The 26,711-nt window shown below is 47.1% G+C and carries 25 protein-coding genes and 1 pseudogene; 13 read left to right on the top strand and 13 right to left on the bottom strand.

Annotation, left to right across the window (positions count from 1 at the left end; genetic code table 11):
- Window positions 1–50: 50 nt before the first annotated feature.
- Together NYE38_RS04915 and NYE38_RS04910 are read right to left on the bottom strand one after the other, a co-directional pair.
- Window positions 51–1,166, bottom strand: coding sequence for a mechanosensitive ion channel family protein (locus NYE38_RS04915; protein ID WP_014417305.1), 1,116 nt, complete (start codon window positions 1,164–1,166; stop codon window positions 51–53).
- A gap of 160 nt (window positions 1,167–1,326) precedes the next feature.
- Complete coding sequence (locus NYE38_RS04910; RefSeq protein WP_003155299.1) at window positions 1,327–1,431, bottom strand: YhdX family protein; 105 nt, start codon at window positions 1,429–1,431, stop codon at window positions 1,327–1,329.
- Between the two features lie 169 nt (window positions 1,432–1,600).
- Between NYE38_RS04910 and NYE38_RS04905 the strand changes: the two genes are divergently transcribed.
- From NYE38_RS04905 to crcB, 3 genes are read left to right on the top strand one after another with little or no spacing between them, the layout of a single operon-like run.
- Window positions 1,601–2,317, top strand: coding sequence for a glycerophosphodiester phosphodiesterase family protein (locus tag NYE38_RS04905; protein ID WP_340803095.1), 717 nt, complete (start codon window positions 1,601–1,603; stop codon window positions 2,315–2,317).
- A 1-nt stretch (window position 2,318) separates the two neighbouring features.
- A complete protein-coding gene (locus NYE38_RS04900) occupies window positions 2,319–2,714 on the top strand; it encodes a CrcB family protein (protein WP_014417303.1) in 396 nt (131 codons plus the stop codon).
- Complete coding sequence (gene crcB, locus NYE38_RS04895) at window positions 2,711–3,070, top strand: fluoride efflux transporter CrcB (protein ID WP_017417357.1); 360 nt, start codon at window positions 2,711–2,713, stop codon at window positions 3,068–3,070. The genes NYE38_RS04900 and crcB overlap by 4 nt, the downstream gene beginning before the upstream one ends.
- A 13-nt stretch (window positions 3,071–3,083) precedes the next feature.
- Here the strand turns inward: crcB and NYE38_RS04890 are convergent, their stop codons facing one another.
- From NYE38_RS04890 to NYE38_RS04880, 3 genes are all read right to left on the bottom strand, one after another.
- The gene (locus tag NYE38_RS04890; RefSeq protein ID WP_129093690.1) at window positions 3,084–4,472 is read right to left on the bottom strand and encodes a hemolysin family protein; all 1,389 of its coding nucleotides are present in this window, start codon (window positions 4,470–4,472) and stop codon (window positions 3,084–3,086) included.
- Window positions 4,473–4,701: 229 nt separating this feature from the next.
- On the bottom strand, window positions 4,702–5,946 hold the full coding sequence (locus NYE38_RS04885) for a beta-ketoacyl synthase N-terminal-like domain-containing protein (protein ID WP_123117698.1): 1,245 nt from the start codon (window positions 5,944–5,946) through the stop codon (window positions 4,702–4,704).
- Window positions 5,947–5,978: 32 nt separating this feature from the next.
- Window positions 5,979–7,163, bottom strand: coding sequence for a pyridoxal phosphate-dependent aminotransferase (locus NYE38_RS04880; protein WP_025649535.1), 1,185 nt, complete (start codon window positions 7,161–7,163; stop codon window positions 5,979–5,981).
- 179 nt (window positions 7,164–7,342) lie between these two features.
- On the opposite strand from NYE38_RS04880, the gene NYE38_RS04875 reads away from it, so the two are divergent.
- Window positions 7,343–7,768 (top strand): MerR family transcriptional regulator, encoded by a 426-nt coding sequence (locus NYE38_RS04875; RefSeq protein ID WP_014304704.1) that lies wholly within the window; start codon window positions 7,343–7,345, stop codon window positions 7,766–7,768.
- 61 nt (window positions 7,769–7,829) lie between these two features.
- Window positions 7,830–9,164, top strand: coding sequence for a hemolysin family protein (locus NYE38_RS04870; protein WP_017417354.1), 1,335 nt, complete (start codon window positions 7,830–7,832; stop codon window positions 9,162–9,164).
- Between the two features lie 45 nt (window positions 9,165–9,209).
- Here the strand turns inward: NYE38_RS04870 and NYE38_RS04865 are convergent, their stop codons facing one another.
- Window positions 9,210–9,809, bottom strand: coding sequence for a 1-acylglycerol-3-phosphate O-acyltransferase (locus NYE38_RS04865; RefSeq protein ID WP_007409265.1), 600 nt, complete (start codon window positions 9,807–9,809; stop codon window positions 9,210–9,212).
- A gap of 240 nt (window positions 9,810–10,049) precedes the next feature.
- Here NYE38_RS04865 and sigM point away from each other — a divergent pair, with 240 nt between their 5' ends.
- Genes sigM through NYE38_RS04850 form a run of 3 tightly spaced genes read left to right on the top strand, consistent with a single transcriptional unit; the run spans window position 10,050 to window position 11,885 of the window.
- Window positions 10,050–10,541: an RNA polymerase sigma factor SigM gene (gene sigM / locus NYE38_RS04860; protein WP_003155312.1), complete on the top strand. Its 492-nt coding sequence runs from the start codon at window positions 10,050–10,052 to the stop codon at window positions 10,539–10,541.
- The gene (locus NYE38_RS04855; protein ID WP_087920756.1) at window positions 10,531–11,607 is read left to right on the top strand and encodes an anti-sigma factor; all 1,077 of its coding nucleotides are present in this window, start codon (window positions 10,531–10,533) and stop codon (window positions 11,605–11,607) included. The genes sigM and NYE38_RS04855 overlap by 11 nt, the downstream gene beginning before the upstream one ends.
- Window positions 11,595–11,885, top strand: coding sequence for an anti-sigma-M factor (locus NYE38_RS04850; protein WP_003155315.1), 291 nt, complete (start codon window positions 11,595–11,597; stop codon window positions 11,883–11,885). Before NYE38_RS04855 ends, NYE38_RS04850 begins: the two co-directional genes overlap by 13 nt.
- A 36-nt stretch (window positions 11,886–11,921) precedes the next feature.
- Here NYE38_RS04850 and NYE38_RS04845 read toward each other — a convergent pair whose 3' ends face one another.
- The 4 genes from NYE38_RS04845 to NYE38_RS04830 all read right to left on the bottom strand — a co-directional run bounded on the left by NYE38_RS04845 (window position 11,922) and on the right by NYE38_RS04830 (window position 17,182).
- A complete protein-coding gene (locus tag NYE38_RS04845; protein WP_110085654.1) occupies window positions 11,922–13,277 on the bottom strand; it encodes a sodium-dependent transporter in 1,356 nt (451 codons plus the stop codon).
- Window positions 13,278–13,391: 114 nt separating this feature from the next.
- On the bottom strand, window positions 13,392–14,795 hold the full coding sequence (locus tag NYE38_RS04840) for an amino acid permease (RefSeq protein WP_017417351.1): 1,404 nt from the start codon (window positions 14,793–14,795) through the stop codon (window positions 13,392–13,394).
- Window positions 14,796–15,129: 334 nt separating this feature from the next.
- Window positions 15,130–15,999 carry an SDR family oxidoreductase gene (locus tag NYE38_RS04835; protein ID WP_017417350.1) on the bottom strand — a complete coding sequence of 290 codons (870 nt, stop codon included), beginning with the start codon at window positions 15,997–15,999 and terminating at the stop codon, window positions 15,130–15,132.
- A gap of 79 nt (window positions 16,000–16,078) precedes the next feature.
- A complete protein-coding gene (locus tag NYE38_RS04830) occupies window positions 16,079–17,182 on the bottom strand; it encodes a citrate synthase/methylcitrate synthase (RefSeq protein WP_065180685.1) in 1,104 nt (367 codons plus the stop codon).
- A 109-nt stretch (window positions 17,183–17,291) separates the two neighbouring features.
- On the opposite strand from NYE38_RS04830, the gene NYE38_RS04825 reads away from it, so the two are divergent.
- Window positions 17,292–18,170, top strand: coding sequence for a LysR family transcriptional regulator (locus tag NYE38_RS04825; RefSeq protein ID WP_025649531.1), 879 nt, complete (start codon window positions 17,292–17,294; stop codon window positions 18,168–18,170).
- A 64-nt stretch (window positions 18,171–18,234) separates the two neighbouring features.
- On the opposite strand, the gene NYE38_RS04820 is transcribed toward NYE38_RS04825, so the two are convergent.
- Window positions 18,235–19,059 carry a C40 family peptidase gene (locus tag NYE38_RS04820; protein ID WP_014417294.1) on the bottom strand — a complete coding sequence of 275 codons (825 nt, stop codon included), beginning with the start codon at window positions 19,057–19,059 and terminating at the stop codon, window positions 18,235–18,237.
- A gap of 458 nt (window positions 19,060–19,517) precedes the next feature.
- On the opposite strand from NYE38_RS04820, the gene NYE38_RS04815 reads away from it, so the two are divergent.
- Window positions 19,518–20,897 (top strand): alkaline phosphatase, encoded by a 1,380-nt coding sequence (locus NYE38_RS04815; protein WP_110085653.1) that lies wholly within the window; start codon window positions 19,518–19,520, stop codon window positions 20,895–20,897.
- A 38-nt stretch (window positions 20,898–20,935) separates the two neighbouring features.
- Here the strand turns inward: NYE38_RS04815 and NYE38_RS04810 are convergent, their stop codons facing one another.
- Entirely contained in the window at window positions 20,936–22,342 is a 1,407-nt protein-coding gene (locus NYE38_RS04810) for a SpoVR family protein (protein WP_025649530.1), read from the bottom strand.
- A 104-nt stretch (window positions 22,343–22,446) separates the two neighbouring features.
- Between NYE38_RS04810 and NYE38_RS04805 the strand changes: the two are divergent.
- The 3 genes and pseudogenes from NYE38_RS04805 to NYE38_RS04795 form a co-directional block, all read left to right on the top strand.
- Window positions 22,447–24,026 (top strand): annotated as a pseudogene (locus NYE38_RS04805) (mechanosensitive ion channel); the annotation flags it as partial.
- A 132-nt stretch (window positions 24,027–24,158) separates the two neighbouring features.
- A complete protein-coding gene (nsrR, locus tag NYE38_RS04800; protein ID WP_017417344.1) occupies window positions 24,159–24,593 on the top strand; it encodes a nitric oxide-sensing transcriptional repressor NsrR in 435 nt (144 codons plus the stop codon).
- 179 nt (window positions 24,594–24,772) lie between these two features.
- Window positions 24,773–26,227, top strand: coding sequence for a LysM peptidoglycan-binding domain-containing protein (locus tag NYE38_RS04795; protein ID WP_340803103.1), 1,455 nt, complete (start codon window positions 24,773–24,775; stop codon window positions 26,225–26,227).
- Window positions 26,228–26,269: 42 nt separating this feature from the next.
- Here NYE38_RS04795 and NYE38_RS04790 read toward each other — a convergent pair whose 3' ends face one another.
- Window positions 26,270–26,593, bottom strand: a complete 324-nt coding sequence (locus NYE38_RS04790) for a DUF3889 domain-containing protein (protein ID WP_017417342.1) — start codon at window positions 26,591–26,593, stop codon at window positions 26,270–26,272.
- Window positions 26,594–26,711 lie beyond the last annotated feature (118 nt).

The raw sequence follows: 26,711 nt of genomic DNA, 5'->3' as shown, positions 1-26,711 counted from the left end.
CTTCCACCACCTTTTCTTTTTATCATATCATGAAAAAAGAACGGCGCCTGTTATGCCCGTTCTTTTTCTCCGGAATGATCCTTCACATGAACCGGATCATCGTGGCTCTTCTGTTTTACGAATACATTCTGGCCCGGATAGGCGAACTCCACGCCTTCCTCAGCAAAAATATCAATAATCCGGCGGTTGATATCCTGCCGCACGTCCAAGCTTTCCGCCCAGACGATGGTCTTTGTGTAAAAGTTGAAAAACAGATTATAATAGCTGTCCGCAAACACGTCAAAGTTAACCATAATCGTATCATCATGCACGCCTTCATGTTCACGAAGCATTTCTCTGAGCCTTGTGATGCACCGCTCTAAACGATCAATCGGCGTCGCATAAGAAACACGAACAGAAAACGTGACCTGGCGCTTCGTCATCCTCGTCCAGTTTGTGATGGCTTCCATGGACAGCGTTGAATTGGGCACAGTAACAAGCGCCCCCTGCGCCGTGCGGAACCTTGTGCTTCGGAATGTGATATCTTCAACGCCCCCCGTTACAGATGACGTCTCGACCCAGTCGCCGATCGTAAACGGCTTTTCCGTAATGATGATAATGCCGCCGAAAAAATTGCTGATCGTATCTTTAGCCGCGAGCGCAAAGGCCAATCCGCCAAGTCCGAGTCCGGCCACGAACCCGTTTACATCATAATTGAATTCCTGCGCGATCACACTGACGCTGAGCGCCAGAATGACAAAGCGCAGCACCTTGGATAAAAACGGCGCCAAAATGTCATCCATATCAAGCTCAAAACGCTGATTGACTTTATGAAATAAAAACGAAGACGCCGATGTCAGATTGCAAAGCCCCCAGGCGATCAGCGCAACGATCAGAGAGCGGTACAATTTTTTGACAATGTCCATCTGCCCGTCTAAAAACGGCGAATACTCAATCGCCAAAAACAGACCCAGCGCCACGAAAAACCATCTGGCCGGCTTGTCAAACGCTACGGCAATCTGTTTGAATATGTCGGTTTTCGGCTTGTTCGCCAATTTGTAAACGAGCTGAAAAAAGTATTTGACAAACAGTTTTCTCAAAACGAGAAAAGCCGCTAAAATTCCGATGCTGATACTGATCTGCGAAATATGGTCAAGCGTAAAAAAGCTCTGAAATTGTGTCATCATGGCATGCTCCTTTGTCTTGTCGAAAATCTATTATACTAAAACATTCGGACATCAGCTTCTTTTAATGTCTTTAGGCAGCCTGAAAAACCCCGGCATCAGAGCACAGCCGGGGTTTTCACACATTCGTTCATCTTTCAGCCAGATACAACAGGGTCAGGCACTATTTCTTCTTTGATTGTGTCTGTTTCAGGAGAGTCGCTTTTTGGATTTCAGCATCGGTTTCGGCCTTAATTCTTTCTTCCACTTTCAATCTCCCTTTTCCCATGATCTCGCCTCCTTTTTGCCATTATAAATCATCACTGCGGATTGTAAACCGAAAAAAGCACTATCTTTATTCCAAAAAAATACTGTTTTGCACATTCACCAGTTTGAATCGCTGTGCATATACGAATCTGATATAATAACAGAAATGCCCATGAGGGGAGCTGACAAGCTTGTATACCATCGCTCATCGCGGCGCATCCGGTTACGCGCCCGAAAATACATTTGCGGCATTTGATATCGCTGCCGAAATGAACGCTGATTTCATTGAGCTTGACGTCCAGCTCACAAAAGACGGCCAGATTGTCGTCATCCATGATGACAAAGTCGACCGGACGACGGACGGCTCCGGTTTTGTAAAAGATTTTACGCTGAAGAAGCTGCAGTCTCTGGACGCCGGCAGCTGGTATGGGGCTGAGTTTAAAGGAGAGCGGATTCCCCTGCTCGAAGAGGTCTTGAAGCGTTATCATTCTAAAAACGGATTTTTAATTGAACTGAAAGGGCACGTTTCTCAAGTCGGTCTTGAAAAAGCAGTCGGCCAGCTGTTAAGCAGGTTTTCCTTTTCCATCCACCCTATCGTTCAATCATTCAGCCTCAAGTCGATTCAGACCTTTCACGACATGTATCCGTCCGTTCCGACTGCAATTATTGCAAGACCCAGCTTCGGGATGTTTTCCAAAAGCCAGCTGGCCGCCTACAAATCAGCCGTACATTATGTCAATATTAAATATACCCGCCTGAATCGGTTCTTGATTTCCACCGCTCACAGACACGGCCTGAAAGTATTTGCCTGGACGGTCAGAAATCAAAAGACGGCCCAAAAGCTGCAAATGATGGCAGTTGACGGCATTGTAACTGATTTTCCGGATTTTATTTCTAAGGATGGCTGATATGAAACAATACATCGCAATTTTTATCGGAGGCGCGCTTGGCGCTTTGCTCCGCTTTGAAATGAGCGCGCACATTCACAGCGGTTCTTTCCCGGCGGCCACTTTCCTCGAAAACGCGGCGGGAAGCCTTTTACTCGGTCTTATTACGGGTTATTTCATCATTCGGGCTAAACGCCCTCTTTTGACCGCCTTTTTAGGAACCGGTTTTTGCGGAGGTTTCACGACGATGTCAACCTTCGCAAAAGAAACCATTTTTCTGCTGCAATCGTCTCCCGCAGCGGCTTTTTGTTATGCTGCCGCGACTTTAATCTCTGGCATTGCCCTTGCATACGCGGGCATTTTCTGGGGACGGCGGATTGCCCTTCACGCAGCGGGAAGGGGGCATGATACGCCATGACGATTGTCCTGATGCTTATCGCAGCGGGTATCGGAGCGGTATTACGGTCTCTGCTGGGTAAAGCAATTTCAGAAAGAACAAAAGGTTTTCCGATTCCGCTTGGAATGGCTGCGGTCAACCTGCTCGGCTCCTTCGGCCTCGGCATGTTCACCGGCCTGGGCCTGGATAATCCTTCTGCCGGCATCATCATCGCGACGGGCTTTTTCGGTGCGTTTACGACCTTTTCCACGTTTAGTATTGAAGCCGTGCAGCTGATGATGAACAACCGCATAAAGGAAAGCCTGCTCTACATCGCTGTTTCAGCAGCCGGAAGCCTTTTGGCGTTCTGGTGCGGCTTTGTTATGATATCCATTTAAAAAAACCTTGAGCTTATTTTTCGCTCAAGGTTGCGTTATGAAGCATGACCGTTTCAGGCACGGGCAGCTGGCGGTTTATTGTTCCCTGACCGCCCGGGCGGCCCTGTTCTTCTTTGAGTTCAAGCTGTTTAATAAACCGGCCGTCCATTTCTAATATGAGGGCAGTGTATCCCCCGATTTGTATCGACTCACCCGCACAGATGTCAATATTCCGTTTCAGCACAAGACCGCCGATCGTGTCGACTTCCTCTTCAATCCCTGCGCCGAGAAGATGATTCACCTGATCAATCCGAACCTTTCCGTCCAGCACATAATGGCGTTCGGACAGCTTTTGAATCTGCGGCTGTTCGTCCTCATCAAATTCGTCTCTGATATCGCCGACGATTTCTTCAAGGATGTCTTCGGTCGTCACAAGACCGGACGTTCCGCCGTATTCATCAGACAATATCGCCAAATGAATCCGTTCTCTCTGCATTTTTATCAGCAGGTCGTGTATCGGGATCGTCTCGATGACTTCAATCACCGGGCGGACGTAAGACGTGATGGATACTTCCGCTTTTTCATCTTCTGTCATAAACAGCAGATCTGAAAAGAGATGCTTCGTATTGATCATGCCGATGACACTGTCTTTGTCCCCGTCCGTTACGGGCCAGCGCGTATATTTGTCTTTCAGCATCATATCAAGCATTTCCGGCACGTCCATATCAGTGGAAACAGCCGCGATTTCTTTTCTCGGGATCATGATTTCCTTGGCGATCCGATTATCAAAATCAAAAATTTTATTCACAAATGTATATTCAGACGGATTGATTTCTCCGTTTTTTAAACTTTCTGACAGCAGGATCCGCAGCTCTTCTTCAGAGTGGGAGCCTTCATGCTCAGATGCCGGCTTTAATCCGGCCAAACCGGTCAGAATTCTCGCGGAGCCGTTCAGCACCCAAATAAACGGGAACATGAACACGTAAAATAACCGAAGCGGTCCGGCGATCCATAACGTCAGCTTTTCCGCTTTTTGAATCGCAACCGTTTTAGGCGCAAGCTCACCGACGACGACATGTAAAAACGTAATCAGCCCGTACGCCGCAGCAAAAGCAGTCACATGCTCGGCTGAATCCGGCAGCCCCATGCCCTGAAACACAGGATGAAGCATCCGCTCAAATGCAGGCTCTCCCAGTACGCCGAGCCCGATGGATGTGAGTGTAATGCCAAGCTGCGAGGCGGATAAATACTCATCAAGATCCGTAATGATACGCTTTGCGAGCACCGCCCGTCTGTTCCCTTCTGAGATGAGCTGATCGATTCTGGATCTCCTCACTCTGACGATCGCAAATTCACTCGCCACGAAAAACGCCGTTAACGCAATGAGCACACCGATTAAAATCAAACTGTCAATATCGTCCATTTCACCTTATCCCGAATTGAAGGATAAGGACGTCACCTCCTGATTTCATCGTTTTTTCTTAAGCGAGAGGAACGAAATGGGTGATTGACTACACAGAGGGCCCCATCCTGCCACCTCCTAAGTCAAAGCATGATTGTCATTTGTATAGTTTATTGTATCACAACTCCATTCTTTCATCATTTTCAGATTTTTCATCATATAAAAACAGCCTTCAAAAAGAAGGCTGCCGTTATCTGCTTCGGAAATGATTTTCTAAACAAAGCGCCGTATTAATCCCTCCGAATCCCATGCTTAAGCTTAACGCATGGTGTACGGTATGGGCGCTCGGCCCGTCGGTCACCCACTGAAATGAATCGTCAATCGGCTCCGTTAAGTTTCGGATCGGATGAAGCTTGTTTTCCCGCATTTGCAAGAGAACAGCAATGATTTCCACCGTTCCGGCCGCACTCAGACCGTGTCCGGTAATCGATTTTGTCGCATTAATCCGCGCGTGCGACAGGCCGCTTTCAGAAAGCGCCCGGCATTCAGTCTTATCTCCGATCGGCGAACCGGTGCCGTGCGGGTTGATGTAATCGATCTCTTTCGCTGAAAGACCGGCCCGCTCCAGCGCCTGGCGGATCACCGTCATTTCGCCCTCTGCTGAAGGATTCGGGTTGCGGTTCGCATCGGAAGCCATCCCCCAGCCCTTTAAGCCGGCCCACGATCGTGCGCCCCTCTCTTCGGCAGATTCAGCGCGTTCCAGCACAATCGCCCCGCACGCCTCTCCGAATATAAACCCGTCCGTATGCCGGTCAAACGGGCGGCAGGCAGCTTCAGGCCGTTCAGCGTATGTATCAGTGCCCATCGCTCCCAAAGAACGGAGAGCGTGACACTCCATGTACGACAGATCGGCCAGCGCCCCGATCACGATGCACCGGTCAAACAGGCCTCCTATGATTCCTTGAGCAGCCTGGATAACCGCCGCCTGGCCGCTTGCCGACGCGCCGCCGACCGTAAAGGCCGGCCCTTTTATCCCGAATTGCTCCGTGCAAAGCCCCGACAAATCACTATCCATAAAAGAAAGCGCGTATGTCGGATTTACAAATTGCGGCGTTTCACCGTTTTTCTCAAAGGCCTGCAGCAATTCGCGCTGCGTCATATTCGACCCGCCGATGATCAGACCGGTGCGGCTGTGATCAGCGCCGTCTAATTGAGCGTCATGCCACGCTTCATATAAAGCGATAAGCGCCGTCTTTCCTGATAATGCGGCCCTTCGGTACAAGCGCTTCGACAGCGCGTCCGGCGGCGTTAATTCGCTAAGCTCCGCGCCGATAAACGAACTGCCTTTCTGCCGGCCGGGGCGTTTCATCACATCAAAGGCGTGCCGCCCCTCCATGAGCGCAGCGAGAAACGCCTCCTTGCCTTGTCCGACCGCGGTTAAGACTCCGATTCCTGTAATGCTGATGTCTGATGTGCCATTATTTCTCCTCGACATGTGTCCGTTCTCCCATCTTTATATATTGGAAGCTATGAAGAAAAATCTTGATACAGTGCTTTGAAAATATCGCGCGAATATCTGATCTGTTCCGAAGGCACGCTGAAAGATAATCGGAAATAGCCGCTTTTTCCAAATCCGCTGCCAGGTACGATCAATAGTTTGTATTTCTGTGCGGCATGCATGCAGAACGCCACCTCGTCTTCAATCGGTGATTTCGGAAAGACGAAAAAGCCTCCTTTCGGCATTTCAAATTCGAAGCCGGCTTCTGTGAGGATGTCCACCATAAGGTCTCTCCGCTTTCTGTAAGGTTCAGCGTCAATCGAAAGATCATCCATTTTCGCCACGGCGCGCTGCATCATGACCGGAGCGTTCACAAAGCCGAGCGTCCGGTTGCAGAAAACGAATGCATCCGTCAGAAGATCGCCCTCAGGCATTTGGGCGTCCGCCGCGATATACCCGAGCCTTTCCCCCGCAATGCCGAGATCTTTACTGAACGAACTGACTAAAATCACGCGGTGATACGCCTGAAACGGATTCGCCTGCTCTTCTCCGTAGATCAGCTGGCTGTACGGTTCATCAAATAAAATAAATATGCTTTGGCCGTTCCGCTCTTCGGCTTCTTTTAATAAGGCGCCCAATTCGTTAAGGTTTTTCTGGCTGAGCACAGTCCCCGTCGGATTATGCGGCGTATTAACGATCAGTCCTTTCGTACGGGGGGTGATCGCACCTTTAACCGCTTCAATATCAATCTCAAATGAGTCAGTCAGCGGGCAGATGACGGGTCTGCCGCGGTAATTTTCAACATACGCTTTATATTCCGCAAAATAAGGCGAAAGAAGGATGACTTCTTCCTCCGGGTTTAAAATGCTCTTCAGCGCGACATTCAGCGCCCCGCCGGCTCCGACCGTCATAACTGTATGCCTGGCGGAAATTTCTGTCTGAAACCGCTCTGACAAAAAGCGGGCAACCTTTTCTCTCGCCTCCGGAAGCCCTTGGTTTTGTATGTATCCGTGCCGTCCTGTTTCAGCCGCTTCGCATAGCGCCTTTTTAAATGTTTCAGGCGGCTCCGCAACCGGATTTCCTATCGAAAAGTCAAACACCTTATCGGCGCCGAACTCTTTTTTCAGCCGAGCGCCTTCATCAAATAGTTTGCGTATCCATGAACCTTTCTCCAGATTCTGTGTCACTTCCCTTGATAAACCGGCCACTGTCATCTGTCCCTTCTGTCTTTTTCTGCCGTTTCTATTTACAATGATTATGAAAGATTTACATGGCGCAGTCAACGCTTTTTCAGACAGCCTGCCGCCCCGTTTCAGGAGAAAGACGGAAAACAATAAACTTGTGCAAACTCCCCTTCATATATTAAACTATTCTCATAACTATAACGTGATGGTTGGGGAGGGATTTAGATGGGGCTGAGACTTATCGCATCAGTGAATTAGCAGAGCTTGCCGGTGTAACGAAACGCACGGTGGATTACTACACAAACCTCGGGCTTTTAAAGCCTGACAGGTCTTGTTCGAACTATCGTTACTACGATACACTTGCACTTAATCGGTTAAAGTTTATAGTCGCTTGTAAAAAGCAGCGATTGGCCCTGTCTGATATAAAAGATCGACTGGAGAACCAGTTTCCCTCTTCAGCCCTGCCTGACGATGTTGGAAATCTGGCATCGGAAATTGATCACATGAATCAAAACATCTCCGGGATCTTGAATCGGTTTGAAAAGCTTGAACCAGAGGAGCGCGCCCAGCTGAAAAAAAGGCTGGCTCCTGAAAAGCTTGCAGTGCTTCAATCATTTATGCTGCTGTTAAGTTAAACCATTATCTTACTAACAGGAGGTGTTACCTTCATCTTCCCAAAAGAAGTGAAGGTTCTAATTGGACATTGTGAATTTGATTTTAGTCGCGGTTTTAATCGCGCTGACGGCATTTTTCGTAGCATCTGAGTTTGCGATAATCAGAATCAGAGGCTCACGGGTTGACCAGCTTATAGCAGAAGGAAATAAAGCCGCAATCGGTGTCAAAAAAGTGACCACGCATTTAGATGAGTATTTATCGGCGTGCCAGCTCGGCATAACATTGACTTCCATCGGTCTTGGTGTCTTAGGCGAATCAACGATTGAACGCTTGCTTCATCCGCTTTTCACAAAGATAAACGTACCAAGCTCATTATCGCATATTATTTCATTTATTCTCGCCTACGCGATCATTACATTCTTACACGTGGTCGTGGGAGAATTGGCGCCGAAAACAGTCGCCATCCAGAAAGCGGAAGCCGTTTCAATGCTGTTTTCGAAACCGCTCATTTGGTTTTACCGCATCATGTTCCCGTTTATCTGGCTTCTGAACAACTCCGCCCGTCTTTTAACGAAGATGTTCGGTCTGGAGACGGTGTCTGAAAATGAGCTTGCCCACTCTGAAGAAGAGCTGCGCATCATTTTATCGGAAAGCTATAAAAGCGGTGAAATCAACCAGTCTGAATTTAAATATGTGAACAAAATCTTTGAATTTGACGACAGACTTGCAAAAGAAATCATGATTCCGCGTACGGAAATCGTCAGTCTGCCGCATGATATTAAAATTTCTGAAATGATGGATATCATTCAGATTGAAAAATATACCCGGTACCCTGTCGAAGAGGGTGACAAAGATAATATTATCGGCGTTATTAACATTAAAGAAGTGCTGACCGCCTGCATCAGCGGCGAAGTATCAGTCGACTCGCCGATTACGGATTTTGTCAATCCGATCATCCATGTGATTGAGTCGGCACCGATTCACGATCTGCTTGTAAAAATGCAGAAGGAACGGGTTCATATGGCGATTCTGTCGGATGAATACGGCGGAACCGCGGGGCTTGTCACCGTTGAAGACATTATTGAAGAAATCGTCGGGGAAATCCGTGATGAATTTGATATCGATGAAATCAATGAAATCCGCAAACTCGGCGACGGCCATTACATGCTTGACGGCAAGGTCCTGATTGATCAAGTGAACGAACTCCTCGGCATCCATTTAGAAAATGACGAGGTCGACACCATCGGCGGCTGGTTCCTTACCCAGAAATACGACGTCGAACAATACGACTCGATTATCGAAGAAGGCTGCGAATTTATCATTAATGAAATTGACGGCCACCACGTCGCATATATCGAAGTGAAAAAACTGGCGTTTGATGAACTGCTGGAAACCGCCGAACAAAAAGAAGCATAACAAAAAAGCTTGCGCGTCTGATACAGACGGCAAGCTTTTTTTCATTTACAGTTGTTCAAGTTTTTTCTCAAGCTCTTTAATTCTGGCATTCAGCTCTTCTGTCATGGCCGCAAGCCTCTCCTTCGGCGCAAGATCGGAAAAGTCCTCCAAAAAAATCGGCTCGCCGATGATAAGCCGCATTTTTCCCTTTTTAAACAGCGCTTTTCCCGTAGACGGCCCTTTATATGCGGCCGGAACGAGCGGCGCTTTCCCCATTTGGGCGATGGTCACGGCCCCTCTTTTCAGCGGGACGTCTTCAGAAGTTCTCGTGCCGCTCGGAAAAATCCCGACAATCTTTCCTTCCTTCAGAAGCTTAATCGGCGTTTTAATGCTGCTCGGGCCCGGATTTTCACGGTCAACCGGGAACGCGTGAATCTTCTTCAAAAAACGTCCGATCCACTTTTTCTGAAACAGCTCTTTTTTCGCCATATAATGAATCTGATGGGGCAATATCCCGACACCGAGCGTGAGGACGTCCACCCAGCCCGCATGCGTGCACGCGATAACGAATCCTTTATCAGACGGAAGATTCTCTTTATTGTACACTTTCACTCCTCCGCGCAGGGATAGAATGCATTTGATGGCATTTGCACAAAACTTATACATAACGCACTTCCTTTGTTGTAATGATCAAAAGTGTTCTCTCTCTCTATTATAACAATATTTTTTATTACCTGGTACTAATAATTATATTTTTCCTCCGCCGATCTCTATCTTTTATGACGGATTTTGGGTACTATAGAGAAATGGTGTTTGATGAGGTGAAAATGAATTTAAGCCGTTTGCATGGAACGTGCAACTTTAAACCTTTCTTATGCGTGTATAACATAGAGGGGAGAAAAGGCAGTGACGATCGATGAAATTTACCAAATGTATATGAATGATGTTTACCGGTTCCTGCTCTCCATGACAAAAGACAAGCATCTCGCTGAAGATTTGCTGCAGGAAACCTTTATGAGGGCATACATACACATTCACTCCTACGACCACAGCAAAGTAAAGCCATGGCTTTTTCAAGTGGCGAGAAATGCGTTTATAGATTATGTCAGAAAACATAAAAAGGAAGTGACCATTTCCGATGACTTAATTGGGAGCCTTTTTCAGACGGCTGTTCAAAGCCCGGCTCATCAGATTGAAATCAAGGAAGTGCTGACAGGGTATATGTCCGAACTTCCCGACAATTATCGGGAGGCCTTAACACTGTATTATTTAAAAGAACTGAATTACAAAGAAGCATCCCATATTATGAATATTTCAGAGGCTAATTTTAAAAGTGTTTTATTTCGTGCCAGACAGCGGCTGAAAGCACTTTATAATAGAGGTGTTAATGATGAATGAAGAATTTAAAAAGCGTTTTTACCAATACAAAAATGGAGAAATGAGCGACCGGGAAATGGCCGCCTTTGAAGAAGAGCTGGAAAAGCTGGAAGTCTATCAGGAATTGATTGAAAGCGAAATGCAGGACGATCGGGAATGGGACGTCGGCATCAGCCCGGAAAAACAGAAGGCCATTTTATCATACGGAAAACGCAAATCGTATTTGCGGATTTCAGTTCTCGCCGTCATCTCCACTTTGATGATTTTGCCGCTTTGCACTTTGGGAAGCTACCTCTATTACGGTCTGGGAGGAAAGGAAAGCACCGGCAATCAATTAATGGAGACCGCGGCAGTGACGGTGGCGACCACAATGCCGAACGTCCTCGTCGATACCTCCGGACTGAAAAGCCAGGTGAAGCTGTTTGGAATGAATACGGAATTTCCGCTGCAAAAGCAGATCGGCACAAAAACGAAATCCGTCGGCGGAGAACGGATTGAAATGTTTTTAGATACGGTCAAATCGCCTGCCGTTAACTACTATGATCTAGACGCGGCACAGGCAAAGCATTATTTCGCCCATCCTTCCGGCTTAAAGGAACGCACGATTGAAAAAGCCGGTCAGACATTAAAAAAATTGCCTGAAGGAAGCGTGGCGGAGGTCTATCTTTCTTATGACCGGGCCTACCCTTCTTCTCAAGTATATTCAACTTTTAAAAAATACGATGTGAAGTTTTTATGGAATGCGGTCGAAACGGAGAAAAATCTGAAAGACAGTCCTTATGCCGAGCCGTTAGGATTTCCCGGGAAAGATTCTAAGATGGTGTCCTCTTTCGAAACGCAAGGACAGACAGACCGTGAACAATTTATCAATGCCCTTGAATTTATGTCCCGCCATAAAAAATGGGCGCATGCAATATCGAAACGCAAAGACATGAATCTGGGCAGCCGAATCGACTATGTTGAACATCACGGAATGAACGTATACGGCTCTGTCGTGACGGGGCCGACAAAAGAAATCGAACGTCTGCTGAAAAACAAAACAGTAAAAGCAGCAAACATCGGTGAGGTGGAATTATGGAATTGGTAAGAATTTTTAAAGAGCATAATGTTTTCGGCTGGATATCAGTCGGTACCGCGATTTTGTCGCTGCTGCTTTTGAACGTGGCAATCATCAGCAATGTGACTTTCTATTCTTATCAGATGCTGCCGTTTGCGATGGCCGCCGTGCCGTTCGGCATCATTGAGCTGTTTATTAAAAAAGGACGGACGGGCCCGGGACTGCTCGGTGTCATTCTCAATCTGTTCGTCATTGTCTGTGTATATACGATCGTTGCGGTTGATACGAATCTGCAATTCGGTTTTTAAACATAAAAACAGGCCCTTTTACGGGGGCCTGTTTTTTTAAAACGAAAGAACGCCGATTAAATGCAGCAATACGACGATGATAGCCAGCGGCACGAGATATTTCAAAAGGAAATACCACACCTGAAAGAAACGATAGCCGATGGCGGAACCGCTTTTCATCTCGGCAAACAGCTCCTGCTTCGGTATTTTCAGCGGGACGAAGATTGATATTAATAAAGCGCCGAGCGGAATCAGCACATTGCTGACGGTGAAATCCGCAAGATCAAAAAACGTTTTTCCGAACAAATGAACATCACCGAGAACACCGTATGATAAACAGGACGGAATTCCGACTAAGAAAATGAGCAGACCGCTTGTCCACGACAGCTTCTTTCTTTTCGTTTCATCACCTTTCCCGACAGTCGCCACGATAATTTCCACCATCGAAAAGGCCGAAGTCAGCGCGGCGAAGAAAAAGACCGCCAGAAAGCTGATAAAAAACAGCGAGCCGAACGGCAGCCGGTCAAACACAGCCGGCAGCACGGTAAACAGCAGTGTAGGCCCTTCATCCGGTTTAAAGCCGAACGAAAAAACCGCCGGGAAAATGGCCAGTCCCGCAAACAGCGTAACGAGTACATTCATCATAACAATGGAACCCGCCGAACCCGGAAGATTTTGGGTTTTCGGCAGATACGAACTGTATGTCACCATGACCGAAACACCGAGCGTTAATGTAAAAAACGCCTGTCCTAAAGCATATAGGATGGATTCCGGCGTCAAATCTTCAAAGTGCGGAACCAATAAAAATTTAATCCCCTCAACGGCATGATCGAGCGTGACTGATCGCAGCACAAGCAATAGAAACAGCACGAATAAAATCGGCATCAGCACCGCACTGACACGTTCAATCCCTTTCTGCACGCCTTTTGCGACGACCGATACCGTCATGATCATAAATACAAGCTGCGCAACGAGAGTCTGGATCGGATTTTCAATGACCGTCCCGAACACCGTGCCGTACTGCTCCTGAGTGAGCCCGGATAAAGAACCGGTAACGGCTTTTAACACATAAAGCAAAATCCACCCGCCGACAACACTGTAAAAAGACAAAACTAAAAAACAGGCCGCCACACCCACATAACCCGTGAGGTGCCATACCGACTTCGGCGCGGCTTGTTTGTAGGCATCAATCGCATTTGTCTGGCTCCGTCTTCCGAAAATAAATTCACCGAGCAAAAGCGGATAGCCTAAAAGCACGGTAAAGAGGACGAATACAAGAAAAAAAGCGCCTCCTCCGTTCGTACCCGCTACGTAAGGGAACTTCCAAATGGCTCCCAGGCCGATCGCCGAACCGGCAGCGGCCATAATAAATCCTATTTTTGAGGCCCATTGAACCCTTTTTTGGTCAGACACGACTTTCCACTTCCCTTCCGCCCTATATTATCCCTTATTCGCTGCGATAACTTAAGCCCATTTCAATATGTTTCATTATTCCGAAAAATAAAAAGGAGCGGCGGGTGCCGCTCCTTACAAATCCCCGTTTAATTTCGAATGCTTTCTCGAATATAAGAAATAAATCACCAGACCGATGATCAGCCAGATAAAGAAACGGAATATGGTGGTAGCGCCGAGGTTAATAATCAAAAACACGCAGAACAGAATGGACAATATCGGAATAAAGGGAACCCCCGGACATTTAAAAGCCCTCGGCAGATCAGGCTGTTTCTTTCTCAATACGATAACCGCCACTGAAATCAGGACAAACGCGGCAAGCGTGCCGATGTTCACCAGCTTCGCCAGTTCATCAAGCGGGACGAGCGAACCGAGTAATGCCGACAGGATGCCGAAAACCCACGTCACCACGTGCGGCGTTTTATGCTTCGGATGGACTTTTGAAAGCGACCCCGGCACCAAACCGTCACGGGACATGGCAAACATCACCCTCGTCTGGCCGTACAGCATGACGAGCATCACCGTTGTCATTCCCAACACTGCGCCGATATCAATAATCCCGGCCACCCAATTCTGTCCTGCCATCTGCAGGACGAGAGACACGGGATGGTCAACGCCTTCAAAGCGGGCAAACGGAACGACGCCCGTCATAATCGCCGATACGGTCACATACAGCACAGTGCAGACGATTAATGAAAAGATAATTCCTTTCGGCAGATCCTTTGCTGGATTTTTCGTTTCTTCAGCGGCGGAAGAGACGGCGTCAAAACCGATAAAAGAGAAGAAAACGAGCGCCGCGGCACTGAAAACACCGCCGAAACCCATCGGTATAAACGGCTGCCAGTTGTGAGGTTTGACATATACGGCCGCAACGGCGATAAACAATAGAACAACCAGAACCTTCAAAATGACCATAATATTATTGACCCGCTTCGATTCCCTAATGCCTAAGTAGAGGAGGAATGTAATCGCAAGCACGATAACAAATGCGGGGAGATTAAAGAATGTGACCGTGCCTTTTATTGACCCCGGCGCGGCCGTTAATGCGGTCGGAAGATGAATGCCGAAGCCCGCCAAGAATGATTGAAAATAGCCGGACCATCCGACCGAAACCGCGCTGACGGCGAGCATATATTCCAAGATTAAATCCCATCCGATAATAAACGCGAGAAGTTCACCCAGTGTCGCATAAGTAAACGTGTAGACGGAACCGGAAACCGGGACGCTTGAAGCAAATTCAGCATAGGACAGAGCCGCAAATAAACACGCAAGAGCGGCGATGACAAATGAAACGGTCAGCCCCGGCCCCGCCGTGACAGCGCCTGTTCCGGTTAATACAAAAATCCCCGTTCCGATGATGGCCCCTATCCCCAGAAGGGTCAAATCAAAGGCCCCTAACTCTCTTTTCAGCGACTTTTCCCCGCCCGTTGCGGCAAGCAGGTCCTGAATGCTTTTCTTTCTGAATACGCTCCCCTTCATCTGCTTCACTCCTTGTAAACCAATATATGTTAGAATATTCAGATAACAATAGCAATAATGACTAAATTCTTATTTTTCGCATGAAATGTTTCAGCACATCATTCCTTTCTCCTACATCATATTATAGCGAAAAATATAAAAATGAAAATAACTTTTTTGAAAATTCTATATATTATTTTTAGTTTTCATGAAACAGAACTCAGCGGATTTTCCACTGTTAAATATTAACATTAGTGATTCAGCTAGCGACTTTTATTTTTTTAAAAATCGTATTCATATGTACGTTCAAATAAAAATCCCGCCCTTTTTAAAAGCGCGGGATAAGACTTGCGTATTATGTTGAAATAAATCTGCCGCCATTTACGTGAATGGTTTGCCCCGTCATATAGGAAGATTCGTCTGAAGCCAGAAGCACGTAAGCTCCGGCGTGTTCCGCAGGCTGTCCCGGTCTTCCCATCGGAGTGTCCAAACCGTGCTTTTCCACCTTTTCTTCAGTAAACGTCGCCGGAATCAGGGCGGTCCAGATCGGGCCAGGGGCCACCGCATTTACTCTGATCCCCTGATCGGCCAATGACATCGCCATTGAACGCGTAAAGGAAACGATGCCGCCTTTCGTGCACGAATAGTCGATCAATGATGTGTCTCCCTGATAAGCGGTAATAGACGTTGTATTAATGATGGCGCTCCCTCTTTTGAGATGAGCCAGCACGGCTTTTGTCATATGAAACATGGAAAACATGTTTGTACGGAATGTCTTCTCCAGCTGTTCAGCTGTAATATCAAGAATCCCGTTTTGCGGATGCTGCTCAGCCGCATTATTAACGAGAATATCTATTTTTCCGTAGTGATCTAAGACTTGCCGGACCGCCTTCTGACAATGCGCCTCATCACCGACGTCCCCCGGAATTAACAGGCATTCGGCCTGGTATTCTTCCGCACGCTTTTTCGTTCTCTCGGCATCGGCATGTTCGTCTAGGTACAGGATGGCAAGATCCGCCCCTTCCTTCGCGTAAGCGATCGCAGCCGCTGCGCCGATGCCGCTGTCTCCGCCCGTGATGACGGCGACTTTTCCTTTTAATCTGCCCGACCCTTTTACATCCGGGTCCTCCAAGAGCGGCTTCGGCTCCATGTCTGACTCAATGCCGGGCTGGCGGTTTTGCACCTGCGGCTTTTGTCCTTCCGTCTGTCTGTCCATCGGATTCATATTCTCACACTCCTGCAATTGGTATTACTGAGACGATACCACGCAGTGCGGGGAGTTAAACGGACAAATATGCCGGTGATTAAAGCTGCTGAGCCGTTTCGGGAAAAGCGCCGGTGTATTTCGCAGACGGCCTGTAAATCATGTTGTCAGCGGACTGTTCAAGCACGTGTGCGCACCAGCCTGCCATTCTGCTTGCTGAAAAGGTCGGCGTAAATAAATCATTGTCGACATCAATGGCCTGCATCACAGCCGCTGCGTAAAACTCCACATTCGTATACAGCTTCCGTCCGGGCTTATATTGCTCTAACAAGCGGATGGCTTCCTTCTCCACATAAAGCGCCAAGTCAAGCGACGGATCATTTCCCGCCACTTCTTCAGCCTTTATGCGCAGCGCTTCCGCCCGCGGGTCTTTTGTTTTGTACACCCTGTGCCCGAAGCCCATCAGGCGTTCTCCCCTCATAAGCTTCGCTGCCAAATACGCTTCTGCATTTTCTTTTTCTCCGATGTCTTCAAGCATTTTCGTGACGCCTGAAGGCGCGCCTCCGTGCAGCGGCCCTTTCATCGTACCCAGTGCGGCAGTGACGGCAGACACTAAGTCCGATTCAGTCGAAACGGTGACTCTCGCAGAAAAAGTCGATGCATTCATCCCGTGCTCCATCGCCAGAATCATATACGTCTCAAGCGCTTTCTTTTGGGCTGCGGACGGCTGCCTGCCTGTCAGCATATACAAGTAGTTTTCAACGTGTCCGTATCGCGCCTCAGGTGACAACGCTTCCTTCCCTTGTTTACGGCGGTATCTGTACGCAATAATCGTCGGTGTGACGGCAATCAGTTTAATCGCTTCTTCCGGCTTGGGCGGATATGTAAATGAATCTGTGCCCAAACCTGAAACAGCCGTTCTCAGCACCGCCATGTCGTCCATTTCATCCGGAAGCGTTTCCAGTAAGCCGATCAAATGTTTCGGAAGCCCGCGCTCGGCTGCAAGTTCTTCCTGAAACGCAAGCAATTGCCGCTCATCAGGAAGCGCCCCGTTCAAAATGAGATACGCCGCTTCTTCAAAACTGGATTGCAGCGCGATATCCTTCGCATCATAGCCGCGATATATTAAATGCCCCTTTTCTCCGTCAATGTGGCTGATCGCCGTTTCTGCACAAGTAATCCCTTTCAATCCACGATAAATCAATTTCATTCCCCCTTATCCTCTTTCTGTTATTATAGTAAATATAATATTTAAAAAATAATGAATATTTTTAAGGGAATTAATTAAAACTTTTAATCAGAGGAGTGCATCTATGGATTTTAAATGGCTTCACACCTTCGTCACCGCGGCAAAATATGAGAATTTCAGAAAAACGGCGGAAACGCTTTTTTTATCTCAGCCGACCGTCACCGTTCATATAAAATTATTAGAGAAAGAAATCAGCTGCAAGCTGTTTCAGCGAAGCGGCCGGAAAATACAATTGACGGAAGAAGGAAAAGCATACGTGCCGTTTGCCATGAGGCTTTTGGAAGACTATGAAAACAGCATGGCGGAGCTGCACAGGGTGCGCCAGGGCTACTCGCACACACTGACACTCGCTGTTTCGCCGCTTATCGCCGACACCGTTCTCCCGTCTGTCATGAAGCGTTATACAGAGGACAATAAAGAAACCGAAATGACGGTCACCATTTTCGAATCGGAAGAAATCGCCTCTCAAATCAGAAACGGCTCAGCCGATATCGGACTGAGCTGCTTAAAGGTGCAATCATCTTCCCTCACTTGCCGCCCCCTGTACAATGACCCCGTTGTCCTCGTCGCGCCGCCCGGCCGAAAACCCGGGACAGGGAAGGCGGATGAAGTGAAAGACCTGTTCGGACAATATCTGCTTTTGACCCATAACCACCCTGACTATTGGGATGATTTGCTCCGCCAGGTCAGAATACAGTTCCCTTTCGTCAGGACAATGAAGGTGACACAGACGCATATTACGAAACGATTTATTAAAGAGGGGCTGGGTGTCTCATTTCTGCCGCTGTCAGCGGTACGGGCCGAACTCGCCGCAGGCAGCATGATTGAAATTCCGTGCGAATTCGCCCAGATGCCGAGCGCGGGCGCGTACGCCATCGCCCTCTATGAAAATGAAAAAAAGAAAACCTTTTTAGATTTTTTATCACATTTTCATTTTAGGTGAAACAAATGGAGCTCTGTCCCGTCTAAATAAAAAACCCGTTCTGATGAACGGGTTTCTATCGCTGCTAGAATCTTTTCGCGCCAAGGTAGCGAGGTTTCCAGTAGCTGTTATTCAGATCACTTGTTGTGACGCCGTCAGAACCGGCATGGATGAACTTGTTGTTTCCGATGTACACACCCATGTGTGAAGGGCCGGCCTGATATGTTGTAAAGAAGACGAAGTCTCCTCTTGACGGGCTGGACACGCTCTTCATTGAGCTCCAGTATCCCGCAGTGCTTGTTCTGCCGACACTCGTCTGTTTGTTTAACAGGTACCAGATAAATCCGCTGCAGTCAAAGCCGGAAGTCGTTGTTCCGCCCCATACATACGGCGTGCCGATTAAAGATTGCGCATCAGAAATCAGCTTGTTTACATTCAGGCTCGTCTGTGCAGCATTATGGCTGGATGAAGGCTGCTTTGATGACGAAGATCCTGAAGACGTTGAACCGGAAGTTGATCCCTTTACTTTAAGAACTTGTCCGATGCGGATCAGGTCCGTTTTTAAACCGTTTAAACTTTTTAATTGGTTTACCGTCATTTTATATTTATTCGCAATTTTCCAAAGGCTGTCGCCTTTTACGACTTTATATGTAGACGATGATGACTTGCTGCCCGAATTTGAACCTGAAGATGATTTACCGTTGATCGAAAGCGTCTGGCCGATGTAAATGATATCCGATTTTAATTTGTTCTCAGATTTAATGGAATTAATTGACGTTCCGTACCGATTTGAAAGTCCCCATAATGTATCGCCTTTTTTTACCTTAATCGTTTGCGCAGATGCCGCGCCCGCAAACAAAGTCGTCCCCAAAACCACTGCCGTTGTTGCTGTAACAAGTTGCTTTTTCATGTTTTCCTCCCCGAATGATTCTATCTATTTTATGTGTCTCTTTTTTAAAGTTTTTATCTGTTTCCTATTATAAGGTTCAATTTCCACTAGAAATAGACTTGACTTCCCGTGACAAATTTCTTACTAATTCGTTTTTAAAAAAAGTTTTTAAGGGTATTAAATATTTCAATTTGATTTCAAACGTGACGAAAAACGAGTCAATTTGTCATGTTTTTTTCCTGTGATCCTCGTATTTTGGAAAAACAAAGCAGTTTATTTTCCAAATAACCCCTTGTTAAAAAAATCCTCGTCTTTTTCAAAAAAGTGAATGGTTTTCACTCTTTCTTGAAAACATAAGTTACACCGGAATTTACATTTCTAACAATGTTTCACCTGAAATTTACAGGAGGAACAGGCGCTCTTTACAAACATCCCCTACCATTAGACATGCAGACAAGATTAAAGGAGGACGAGTGAGAATGAGTCTATTTAAACAGGTTCGATCAAAACTTCTGCCGGCGGCAGCCGTATCCGTGCTGACAGCCGGTCTGATTGCGGGCGCGGGGCTTCAGCACTCTGAACAGGCTGCGGCAAAAAAACAGCCTGACAAAAACGAGATCAGAAACGTCATCTTCATGGTCGGCGACGGAATGGGCGCTCCCTATATGAACGCCTACCGTTCGGTCATTAACAAAGGAAAGCCTTCGGATGGTATGAAACTGACGGCATTCGACCCCAATCTCGCCGGTATGATGATGACTTACCCTGACGATCCTGATTCCAATATTACCGATTCCGCGGCGGCAGGCACGGCAATGGCCACAGGCGTGAAAACGTATAACGCGGCGATCGGAGTCGATAAAAAAGGAAAGCGGGTAAAATCCGTCCTCGAAGAAGCGAAACAAAGAGGCAAATCCACCGGACTTGTCGCAACTTCGGAGATTGCCCACGCCACTCCTGCGGCATTCGGAGCCCATAACAAATCCAGAAAAAATATGGATGACATCGCAAGCAGCTACTTTGATGACCGCATCAACGGAAAACAGAAAGTCGATGTGCTCCTCGGAGGCGGCAAATCAAACTTTATCCGTAAAGACCGCAATGTAACAAAGGATTTCAAAAAAGCGGGATACAGCTACGTTACATCAAAACAGGAGCTCAAAAAGGATCGTAACAAGAAGATTCTCGGCCTGTTTGCCGATGGCGGACTCGACAAAGCAATCGACCGCTCAAACGCCGTCCCTTCATTAGAAGACATGACAACGGCAGCGATCGACAGGCTGAACAAGAATAAAAAAGGGTTTTTCTTAATGGTCGAAGGCAGCCAAATTGACTGGGCGGGACATGACAATGATATAGTCGGCGCAATGAGCGAAATGAAGGATTTTGAAAAAGCGTATAAAGCAGCGATCGCATTTGCCAAAAAGGACAAACATACGCTTGTCGTTGCCACGGCCGATCATACCACCGGCGGATTGACGATCGGCGCGAATGACGATAAAAACTGGCATGTTGAACCGATTCTTGCCGCCAAAAAAACCCCGGCATTTATGGCTGACCAAATCAAAGCGGGCAAATCCGTATCTTCCGTGCTTGCGCGTTATACAGACCTGAAATGGTCAAAAGCTGAAATCAAACAGATCGAAACGGCCGCAAAACAGGACGCTGACAAGAGCGTCTACAAAGCGATCATTAAGCTCTTTAATGCAAAAACCAACAGCGGCTGGACAACCGGCGATCATACGGGCGAAGAAGTTCCCGTTTACGCATACGGTCCGGGAAGAGAGTCATTTACGGGGCTTTTAAACAACACGGACCAGGCCAAAAAGATCTTTCACATCCTGAAACACGGAAAATAAAAAAAGGATGCGGGGGTTTCCCCGCATCCTTTCTTCTTTTACAGATATCTCCGGTGCACTCCTTTGCCGTCATACGAAAACATCACTTCTCTGTCTTCAAGAACAGATTCGATGTGCACGCTCCTGCCCCACAGCTGGTACAGATACGGCAGCACTTTCTCCAAATATTTCAGATCAAGCTCAATTCCCTCATACCAATGTTTAATATAAAGCTCATTATTCTTCAGGTAATCCCCGTCATTGACGGTCAGATAAGGAAATCCCCCGTTGACCCGCATGTTCACGAGCTGGTCACGCACGGCCTTCCATTCTTTGTCGATCACTTTATAGTCCCTGCCCTGTTTTTGGAATAAATACAAATCCTCACGCATCACGAGATCTTTCGTCAAATAATTGCGGATAAATGATATATCCGATTCAATTTCCCTGACCTCAAACATTTTCTCGCGGCCGGAACCGGGCTTTACTCCTGATTTTTTCATTTCATCTGTCGGGTTGTCATAACGCTCTTCGATGTCCTCAAAAATTTTCAGCCCTAAATAATACGGGTTGATTCCCGTTTTTGACGGCTGAACGACGCCTGCGTTCAGCTTCGCAAATTCGATGGCTTCATCTGAAGTCAGGTCAAGCTCGCGGATAATCCGCTGATGCCAATAAGATGCCCAGCCTTCGTTCATGATTTTCGTTTCCAGCTGCGGCCAGAAATACAGCATTTCTTCTCTCATCATGGTTAAAATGTCACGCTGCCACGGTTCAAGCTCCCGCGAATGTTCTTCGATAAACAGCAGAATATCTTTTTCCGGCCGGGGCGGAAACGGTTTTTTCCCTTTTTTCTTTTTCACCTGCTTCGGCTTATCCATTCCCCATAAATCATCGTAAGGCGATGGCGCGGTTTCTTCTTCGTCCTCCTCTTCGTCATCGACGCTCCACAGCAGCTTCGGCCTGACGAGCGACGGATCGATATGCTCCTGAATCGCCAGAATGGCATCTAAAAAGGACTCCACCTCTTTTATCCCGTGCATTCTTTCATAATGCTTAATCCGCTCCGCCGCAGCCGCCATACTCTCAACCATGTCCCGGTTCGTATTTTGAAAGCGGCAGTTATGTTTGAAAAAATCACAATGGGCAAGAACATGGGCTACAATTAATTTATTTTGGATCAGCGAATTGCTGTCCAGCAAAAAAGCGTAGCAAGGGTTGGAATTAATGACAAGTTCATAAATTTTGCTCAAACCGAGATCATAATGGAGTTTCATCTTGTGAAATTGTTTGCCGAAACTCCAGTGGCTGAATCTCGTCGGCATGCCGTACGCGCCGAATGTATAAATAATTTCAGCCGGGCAAATTTCATATCTCATCGGGTAGAAATCAAGGCCGAAACCCTTGGCAATGTCGGTTATTTCCTCAATTGCCCGCTGTAAACCTTTTGTCTCCTCCGCGTTCAACCGAATCCCCCCTACTTGGACTTATTTATAATGTATGACCCCTCCTCTCAAAAGATGAAATAACAGACCGGTTTCCGGCTGAAAACTTTCGGCACATCCGCCCCGTTTGCTTTATATGTAAGTGGGTAAAACACACACCATACCCCAAAAAGAAAAGGAGCGATTCTACTTGAATACAGCAGACATGCTTACGACGTATCTCAGCAAACTCCCGAATCTGATCATTGCACTGCTCGTCCTGCTTATCGGCTGGGGCATTGCCAAAATCATTGAAAAAGCCGTATACAAAGGCCTGCAAAAAACAAAAATCGACGACAGGCTGTTCGCCGAAAAAAAGCCGGCGCGCTATTCCTCAGAAAAAGTCATCAGTAAAGTCATTTATTTTATCGCATTAATCATCGTTTTTATTCTATTCTTTAACATTCTGCATCTGACAACCGTGGCTTCGCCTTTTGTCAGCATGCTGTCAGCGATAACGGCGGCTGTGCCGAGCATTTTAAAAGCCGGCCTGATTCTGCTGTTGGGCTGGGCGGCCGCTTCGCTTTTCAGCTATCTCGTCAAAAAAGCGGGCATGAAACTTGCTGAAAACGGCCGGCTCAGAAAATGGACAATGGTTTCTGAAGAAGCGGAGATGAGCAGATCCGTTACGGCCGCTTCACGAATCGTTTTTTACTTCGTCTTGCTCTTGTTCCTGCCCGGCGTCTTGGCTGCTCTCCAAATCAGCGGAGTATCAGGGCCGTTTACAAATATGATCCAAAGCGTTTTGTCCTTTATACCGAAATTATTCGCCGCGGCGCTGATTGTTTTAATCGGCTGGCTTGTTGCCCGTCTCGTCCGTGATATCGTCACAAACTTTCTGGCGAGTATCGGCACGGAAAGGCTTGCCGCACGTATGGGGCTTTCTATTTATCTGAAGGATACAAGCCTGTCGGCAATCATCGGAACGATTGTCTACGTGCTGATTTTCATTCCGGTGATCATTTCTGCGCTTGACCGGCTTGATGTCGCGGGTATTTCTGAACCGGCGTCAGCCATGCTGCACACGGTCTTCACAATGCTCCCTAATATCATCATCGGTATCGTGCTGATCATCGCCGGCATCTGGATCGGAAAATGGGTCAACAGCATTGTATCCGGACTCTTGCACCGGGGCGGTTTCGACTCTCTTCTCGGTAAAATGGGCTTTGAACAGGCGGGTACCCCGAAGCTGACGCTTTCTCAGACGGTCGGCATGATTGTTCAGATCATCATCGTCCTGCTCTTTACCGCAGAGGCGCTGCAGCTTGTCCATCTCGAATTTCTCGTCGTTATCGCAACCGGTATTATCGCTTACCTGCCTAATGTTCTGGCCGCTGTATTTATTCTCGGAATCGGGCTTTTGGCCGGACAGCTCGTCAGCAGGCTGCTTGCCGGCATGCTGAGCGGAAAGGAATTCAGATTCCTGGCGCCGCTTGCGAAATATACCATTATCACTCTTTCAATCTTTATGGCGCTGGATCAGCTCGGTGTCGCCGACACGATCGTAAATGCCGCGTTTATTCTGATTCTGGGCGGTTTCGCGCTTGCCTTCGGACTTTCATTCGGTCTTGGCGGAAAAGAATTCGCCTCCCGTTATCTCGCAAAATTGGATCGCAAAATTGAAAAACATCAATCGGCTGACGATCGTAAGCCGCCGATGTCTTAACGAAAAAAACGTGTGCTCAGAAGGAGCGCACGTTTTTTTTTGAGTTAAAGGGACAAATTCCTTTTTTTTTATTTTAAATTCATATATGATAGACTGTAACAGAAGCAAAATCTCTTTTTTCGAGGTCATTCTATGAAATTAACGAACTATACCGATTATTCTTTACGCGTTTTAATTTTTTTGGCTTCCAGACATTCCGACGAACTTTCCAACATAAAAGAAATCGCAGATACTTATTCCATCTCTAAAAACCACCTCATGAAAGTCATTTACCGCCTCGGACAGCTCGGATATGTCGAAACGATCCGGGGCCGGGGAGGCGGAATCCGATTAGGAATGACACCGGAAGACATAAACATTGGAGAAGTCGTTCGAAATACAGAAGACGACTTTAACATCGTAGAATGCTTTGACACCAAAAAAAATCTCTGTATCATATCTCCCGCCTGCAACTTAAAGAACCTTCTGAATGAAGCCCTGCAAGCTTACCTGGCCGTTTTAGACAAATATACGTTAAGGGATCTGGTCAAAAACAAAGAGGAGATTATGAGACTGCTCAGAAGCTGAAGGAATGTCCGCATTCCTTCTTTTTTTTATGCCGGCATAAGAAAAAAGGACTATTTCTATTAATATGATAAACGATTGCAGACAAGTGCCGATATAAAGATTATCATTACTGATATCCTCACCTTGCGGCTGCAACGAATGGGGATAGAAAAATTATCGCAGGAAAAGGGAGATTCACTATGAAAAAAAAGGTAGCGGTCGGTTTGACTGCATCTGCGATCGTCGGGTCTGCGTTAGCTGTAACACCGGCAGAAGCACAAACGATTAAGGTTATAAGCGGAGATTCATTATGGAAGCTTGCCCAAAACTACAATACAAGCGTGGATGCCATTACATCAGCGAATCATCTAAAATCCACCGTTCTTTCTATCGGGCAGACGCTCAACATTCCTAACGGCAAATCAGATTCCGGCAGCAAAAAGCCATCTTCAAAGAACAGCGGCACGACTAAAAGCGTTTATACAGTGAAAAGCGGAGACTCGCTGTGGCTGATCGCATCTGATTTTAAAATGTCCGTACAGGAACTGAAAAAATTGAACGGTCTGACAAGCGACTTAATCCGCGCCGGACAGAAGCTGCAAGTGACGGGGAAAGTTTCCTCAAGCACCGATCAGAAAAAAACCGCTCCTGGCAGCAGCTCAAACAGCAGCAAAAATCAGTCATCATCTTCCGGGACGTATAAAGTCAAACTCGGTGATTCACTATGGAAGATCGCAAACAGCGTCAATATGACCATTGCGGAACTCAAAGTATTAAACAACTTAAAAACGGATACGATCTACGTAAACCAAGTCCTGAAAACAAAAGGAACGTCTTCTTCGGGAAACACGCCGGCAAAAGACAATTCAAACCAAAATAAAAACCAGACGCAAACGTCCTCCTATACAGTAAAAAGCGGAGACTCACTCTGGAAAATCGCAAACGCATACAATATGACGGTTCAGCAAATCAGAAGCATCAACAAACTGACGTCAGACATGCTGCGGGTCGGACAAGTGCTGAAGCTGACCAAAACGTCTTCTTCCGGCTCTTCGTCTTCACCGTCAGCTCCGAACCAATCCGGAAATACAGGGAAAACCACTACATATACCGTGAAAAGCGGGGATTCTTTATGGGTGATCGCCCAAAAGTTCAATGTAACCGCCCAGCAGATCCGCGAGAAAAACAATCTGAAAACAGATGTTCTTCAAATCGGACAGAAACTGACGATTACCGGGCAGCAGACAAACACGACACCGAATCAGTCCGGCAGCACAGGCGGCACAGGTTCAACAAGCGCGAAGATTAATGTAATGATCGATGCCGCAAAAGCTCAGCTGGGCGTACCGTATGTATGGGGCGGGACGACGCCGAGAGGCTTTGACTGCAGCGGTTTCATTTATTACGTTCTCAATAAGGTCACTTCTGTATCCAGACTTTCAGCCGCAGGCTACTGGAATACGATGACATCAGTCAGCCAGCCGGCGGTCGGTGACTTTGTCTTTTTCTCAACTTATAAAGCCGGACCTTCCCACGTCGGTATTTATCTCGGGAACGGCCAGTTTATTAATGCCAACGATTCGGGTGTCGTTATTTCCAGCATGAACAACTCCTATTGGAAACAGCGCTACCTCGGCGCAAAACGTTTCTTCTGATATCTGATAAGCTGTACGGCCGCATAAGGCTGTGCAGCTTTTTTACAGTCTGAAAATATTGATGCTGATCACGTGTTTTGTTACGGGATGGAAATACACTTCAGCACGGGATGAAAACGTTTCTTTTGCGGTTTGCACCGTTACGCGAAACACGTCTTTCGTCTGTTCCCGGTTCACTTTTGTACGGCCCATGTACGAATAATCGGTAAGCTCGGCCCCCTTGTATTCACGTTCAAGCTGGTTCCATGCGAGCTGTTCCCATTTTTCAACTGACGGATCGAGGTGTTCTGTATGCCCTTTTTCAGCGATAGAGGCAATGAGAATGCCACAAAAAAAGAGGGCAAGCGCAAATGGAAGGGATTTCATCTTTATGTTCTCCTGAGTCGTTTTTTGTCAATCTTAGCGTGTCCAAAGAAGAGACGGATATGCGGTTTTATTTTATGTCTCCCTCATATTGCTATGCCGCAATGATAAGGACACCAAG

This window comes from Bacillus sp. EU63 (assembly GCF_038592915.1).
GTDB lineage: Bacteria > Bacillota > Bacilli > Bacillales > Bacillaceae > Bacillus > Bacillus velezensis.
This window is presented reverse-complemented; position numbering and strand designations above follow the sequence as displayed.

What these genes read in the sequence shown, in the direction of transcription:
- NYE38_RS04915 (WP_014417305.1), bottom strand. Translation starts at nt 1,166, where the DNA reads ATGATGACACAATTTCAGAGCTTTTTTACGCTTGACCATATTTCGCAG.
- NYE38_RS04910 (WP_003155299.1), bottom strand. Translation starts at nt 1,431, where the DNA reads ATGGGAAAAGGGAGATTGAAAGTGGAAGAAAGAATTAAGGCCGAAACC.
- NYE38_RS04900 (WP_014417303.1), top strand. Translation starts at nt 2,319, where the DNA reads ATGAAACAATACATCGCAATTTTTATCGGAGGCGCGCTTGGCGCTTTG.
- crcB (WP_017417357.1), top strand. Translation starts at nt 2,711, where the DNA reads ATGACGATTGTCCTGATGCTTATCGCAGCGGGTATCGGAGCGGTATTA.
- NYE38_RS04890 (WP_129093690.1), bottom strand. Translation starts at nt 4,472, where the DNA reads ATGGACGATATTGACAGTTTGATTTTAATCGGTGTGCTCATTGCGTTA.
- NYE38_RS04885 (WP_123117698.1), bottom strand. Translation starts at nt 5,946, where the DNA reads ATGTCGAGGAGAAATAATGGCACATCAGACATCAGCATTACAGGAATC.
- NYE38_RS04880 (WP_025649535.1), bottom strand. Translation starts at nt 7,163, where the DNA reads ATGACAGTGGCCGGTTTATCAAGGGAAGTGACACAGAATCTGGAGAAA.
- NYE38_RS04865 (WP_007409265.1), bottom strand. Translation starts at nt 9,809, where the DNA reads ATGTATAAGTTTTGTGCAAATGCCATCAAATGCATTCTATCCCTGCGC.
- NYE38_RS04855 (WP_087920756.1), top strand. Translation starts at nt 10,531, where the DNA reads ATGATGAATGAAGAATTTAAAAAGCGTTTTTACCAATACAAAAATGGA.
- NYE38_RS04850 (WP_003155315.1), top strand. Translation starts at nt 11,595, where the DNA reads ATGGAATTGGTAAGAATTTTTAAAGAGCATAATGTTTTCGGCTGGATA.
- NYE38_RS04840 (WP_017417351.1), bottom strand. Translation starts at nt 14,795, where the DNA reads ATGAAGGGGAGCGTATTCAGAAAGAAAAGCATTCAGGACCTGCTTGCC.
- NYE38_RS04835 (WP_017417350.1), bottom strand. Translation starts at nt 15,999, where the DNA reads ATGAATCCGATGGACAGACAGACGGAAGGACAAAAGCCGCAGGTGCAA.
- NYE38_RS04825 (WP_025649531.1), top strand. Translation starts at nt 17,292, where the DNA reads ATGGATTTTAAATGGCTTCACACCTTCGTCACCGCGGCAAAATATGAG.
- NYE38_RS04820 (WP_014417294.1), bottom strand. Translation starts at nt 19,059, where the DNA reads ATGAAAAAGCAACTTGTTACAGCAACAACGGCAGTGGTTTTGGGGACG.
- NYE38_RS04815 (WP_110085653.1), top strand. Translation starts at nt 19,518, where the DNA reads ATGAGTCTATTTAAACAGGTTCGATCAAAACTTCTGCCGGCGGCAGCC.
- nsrR (WP_017417344.1), top strand. Translation starts at nt 24,159, where the DNA reads ATGAAATTAACGAACTATACCGATTATTCTTTACGCGTTTTAATTTTT.
- NYE38_RS04795 (WP_340803103.1), top strand. Translation starts at nt 24,773, where the DNA reads ATGAAAAAAAAGGTAGCGGTCGGTTTGACTGCATCTGCGATCGTCGGG.
- NYE38_RS04790 (WP_017417342.1), bottom strand. Translation starts at nt 26,593, where the DNA reads ATGAAATCCCTTCCATTTGCGCTTGCCCTCTTTTTTTGTGGCATTCTC.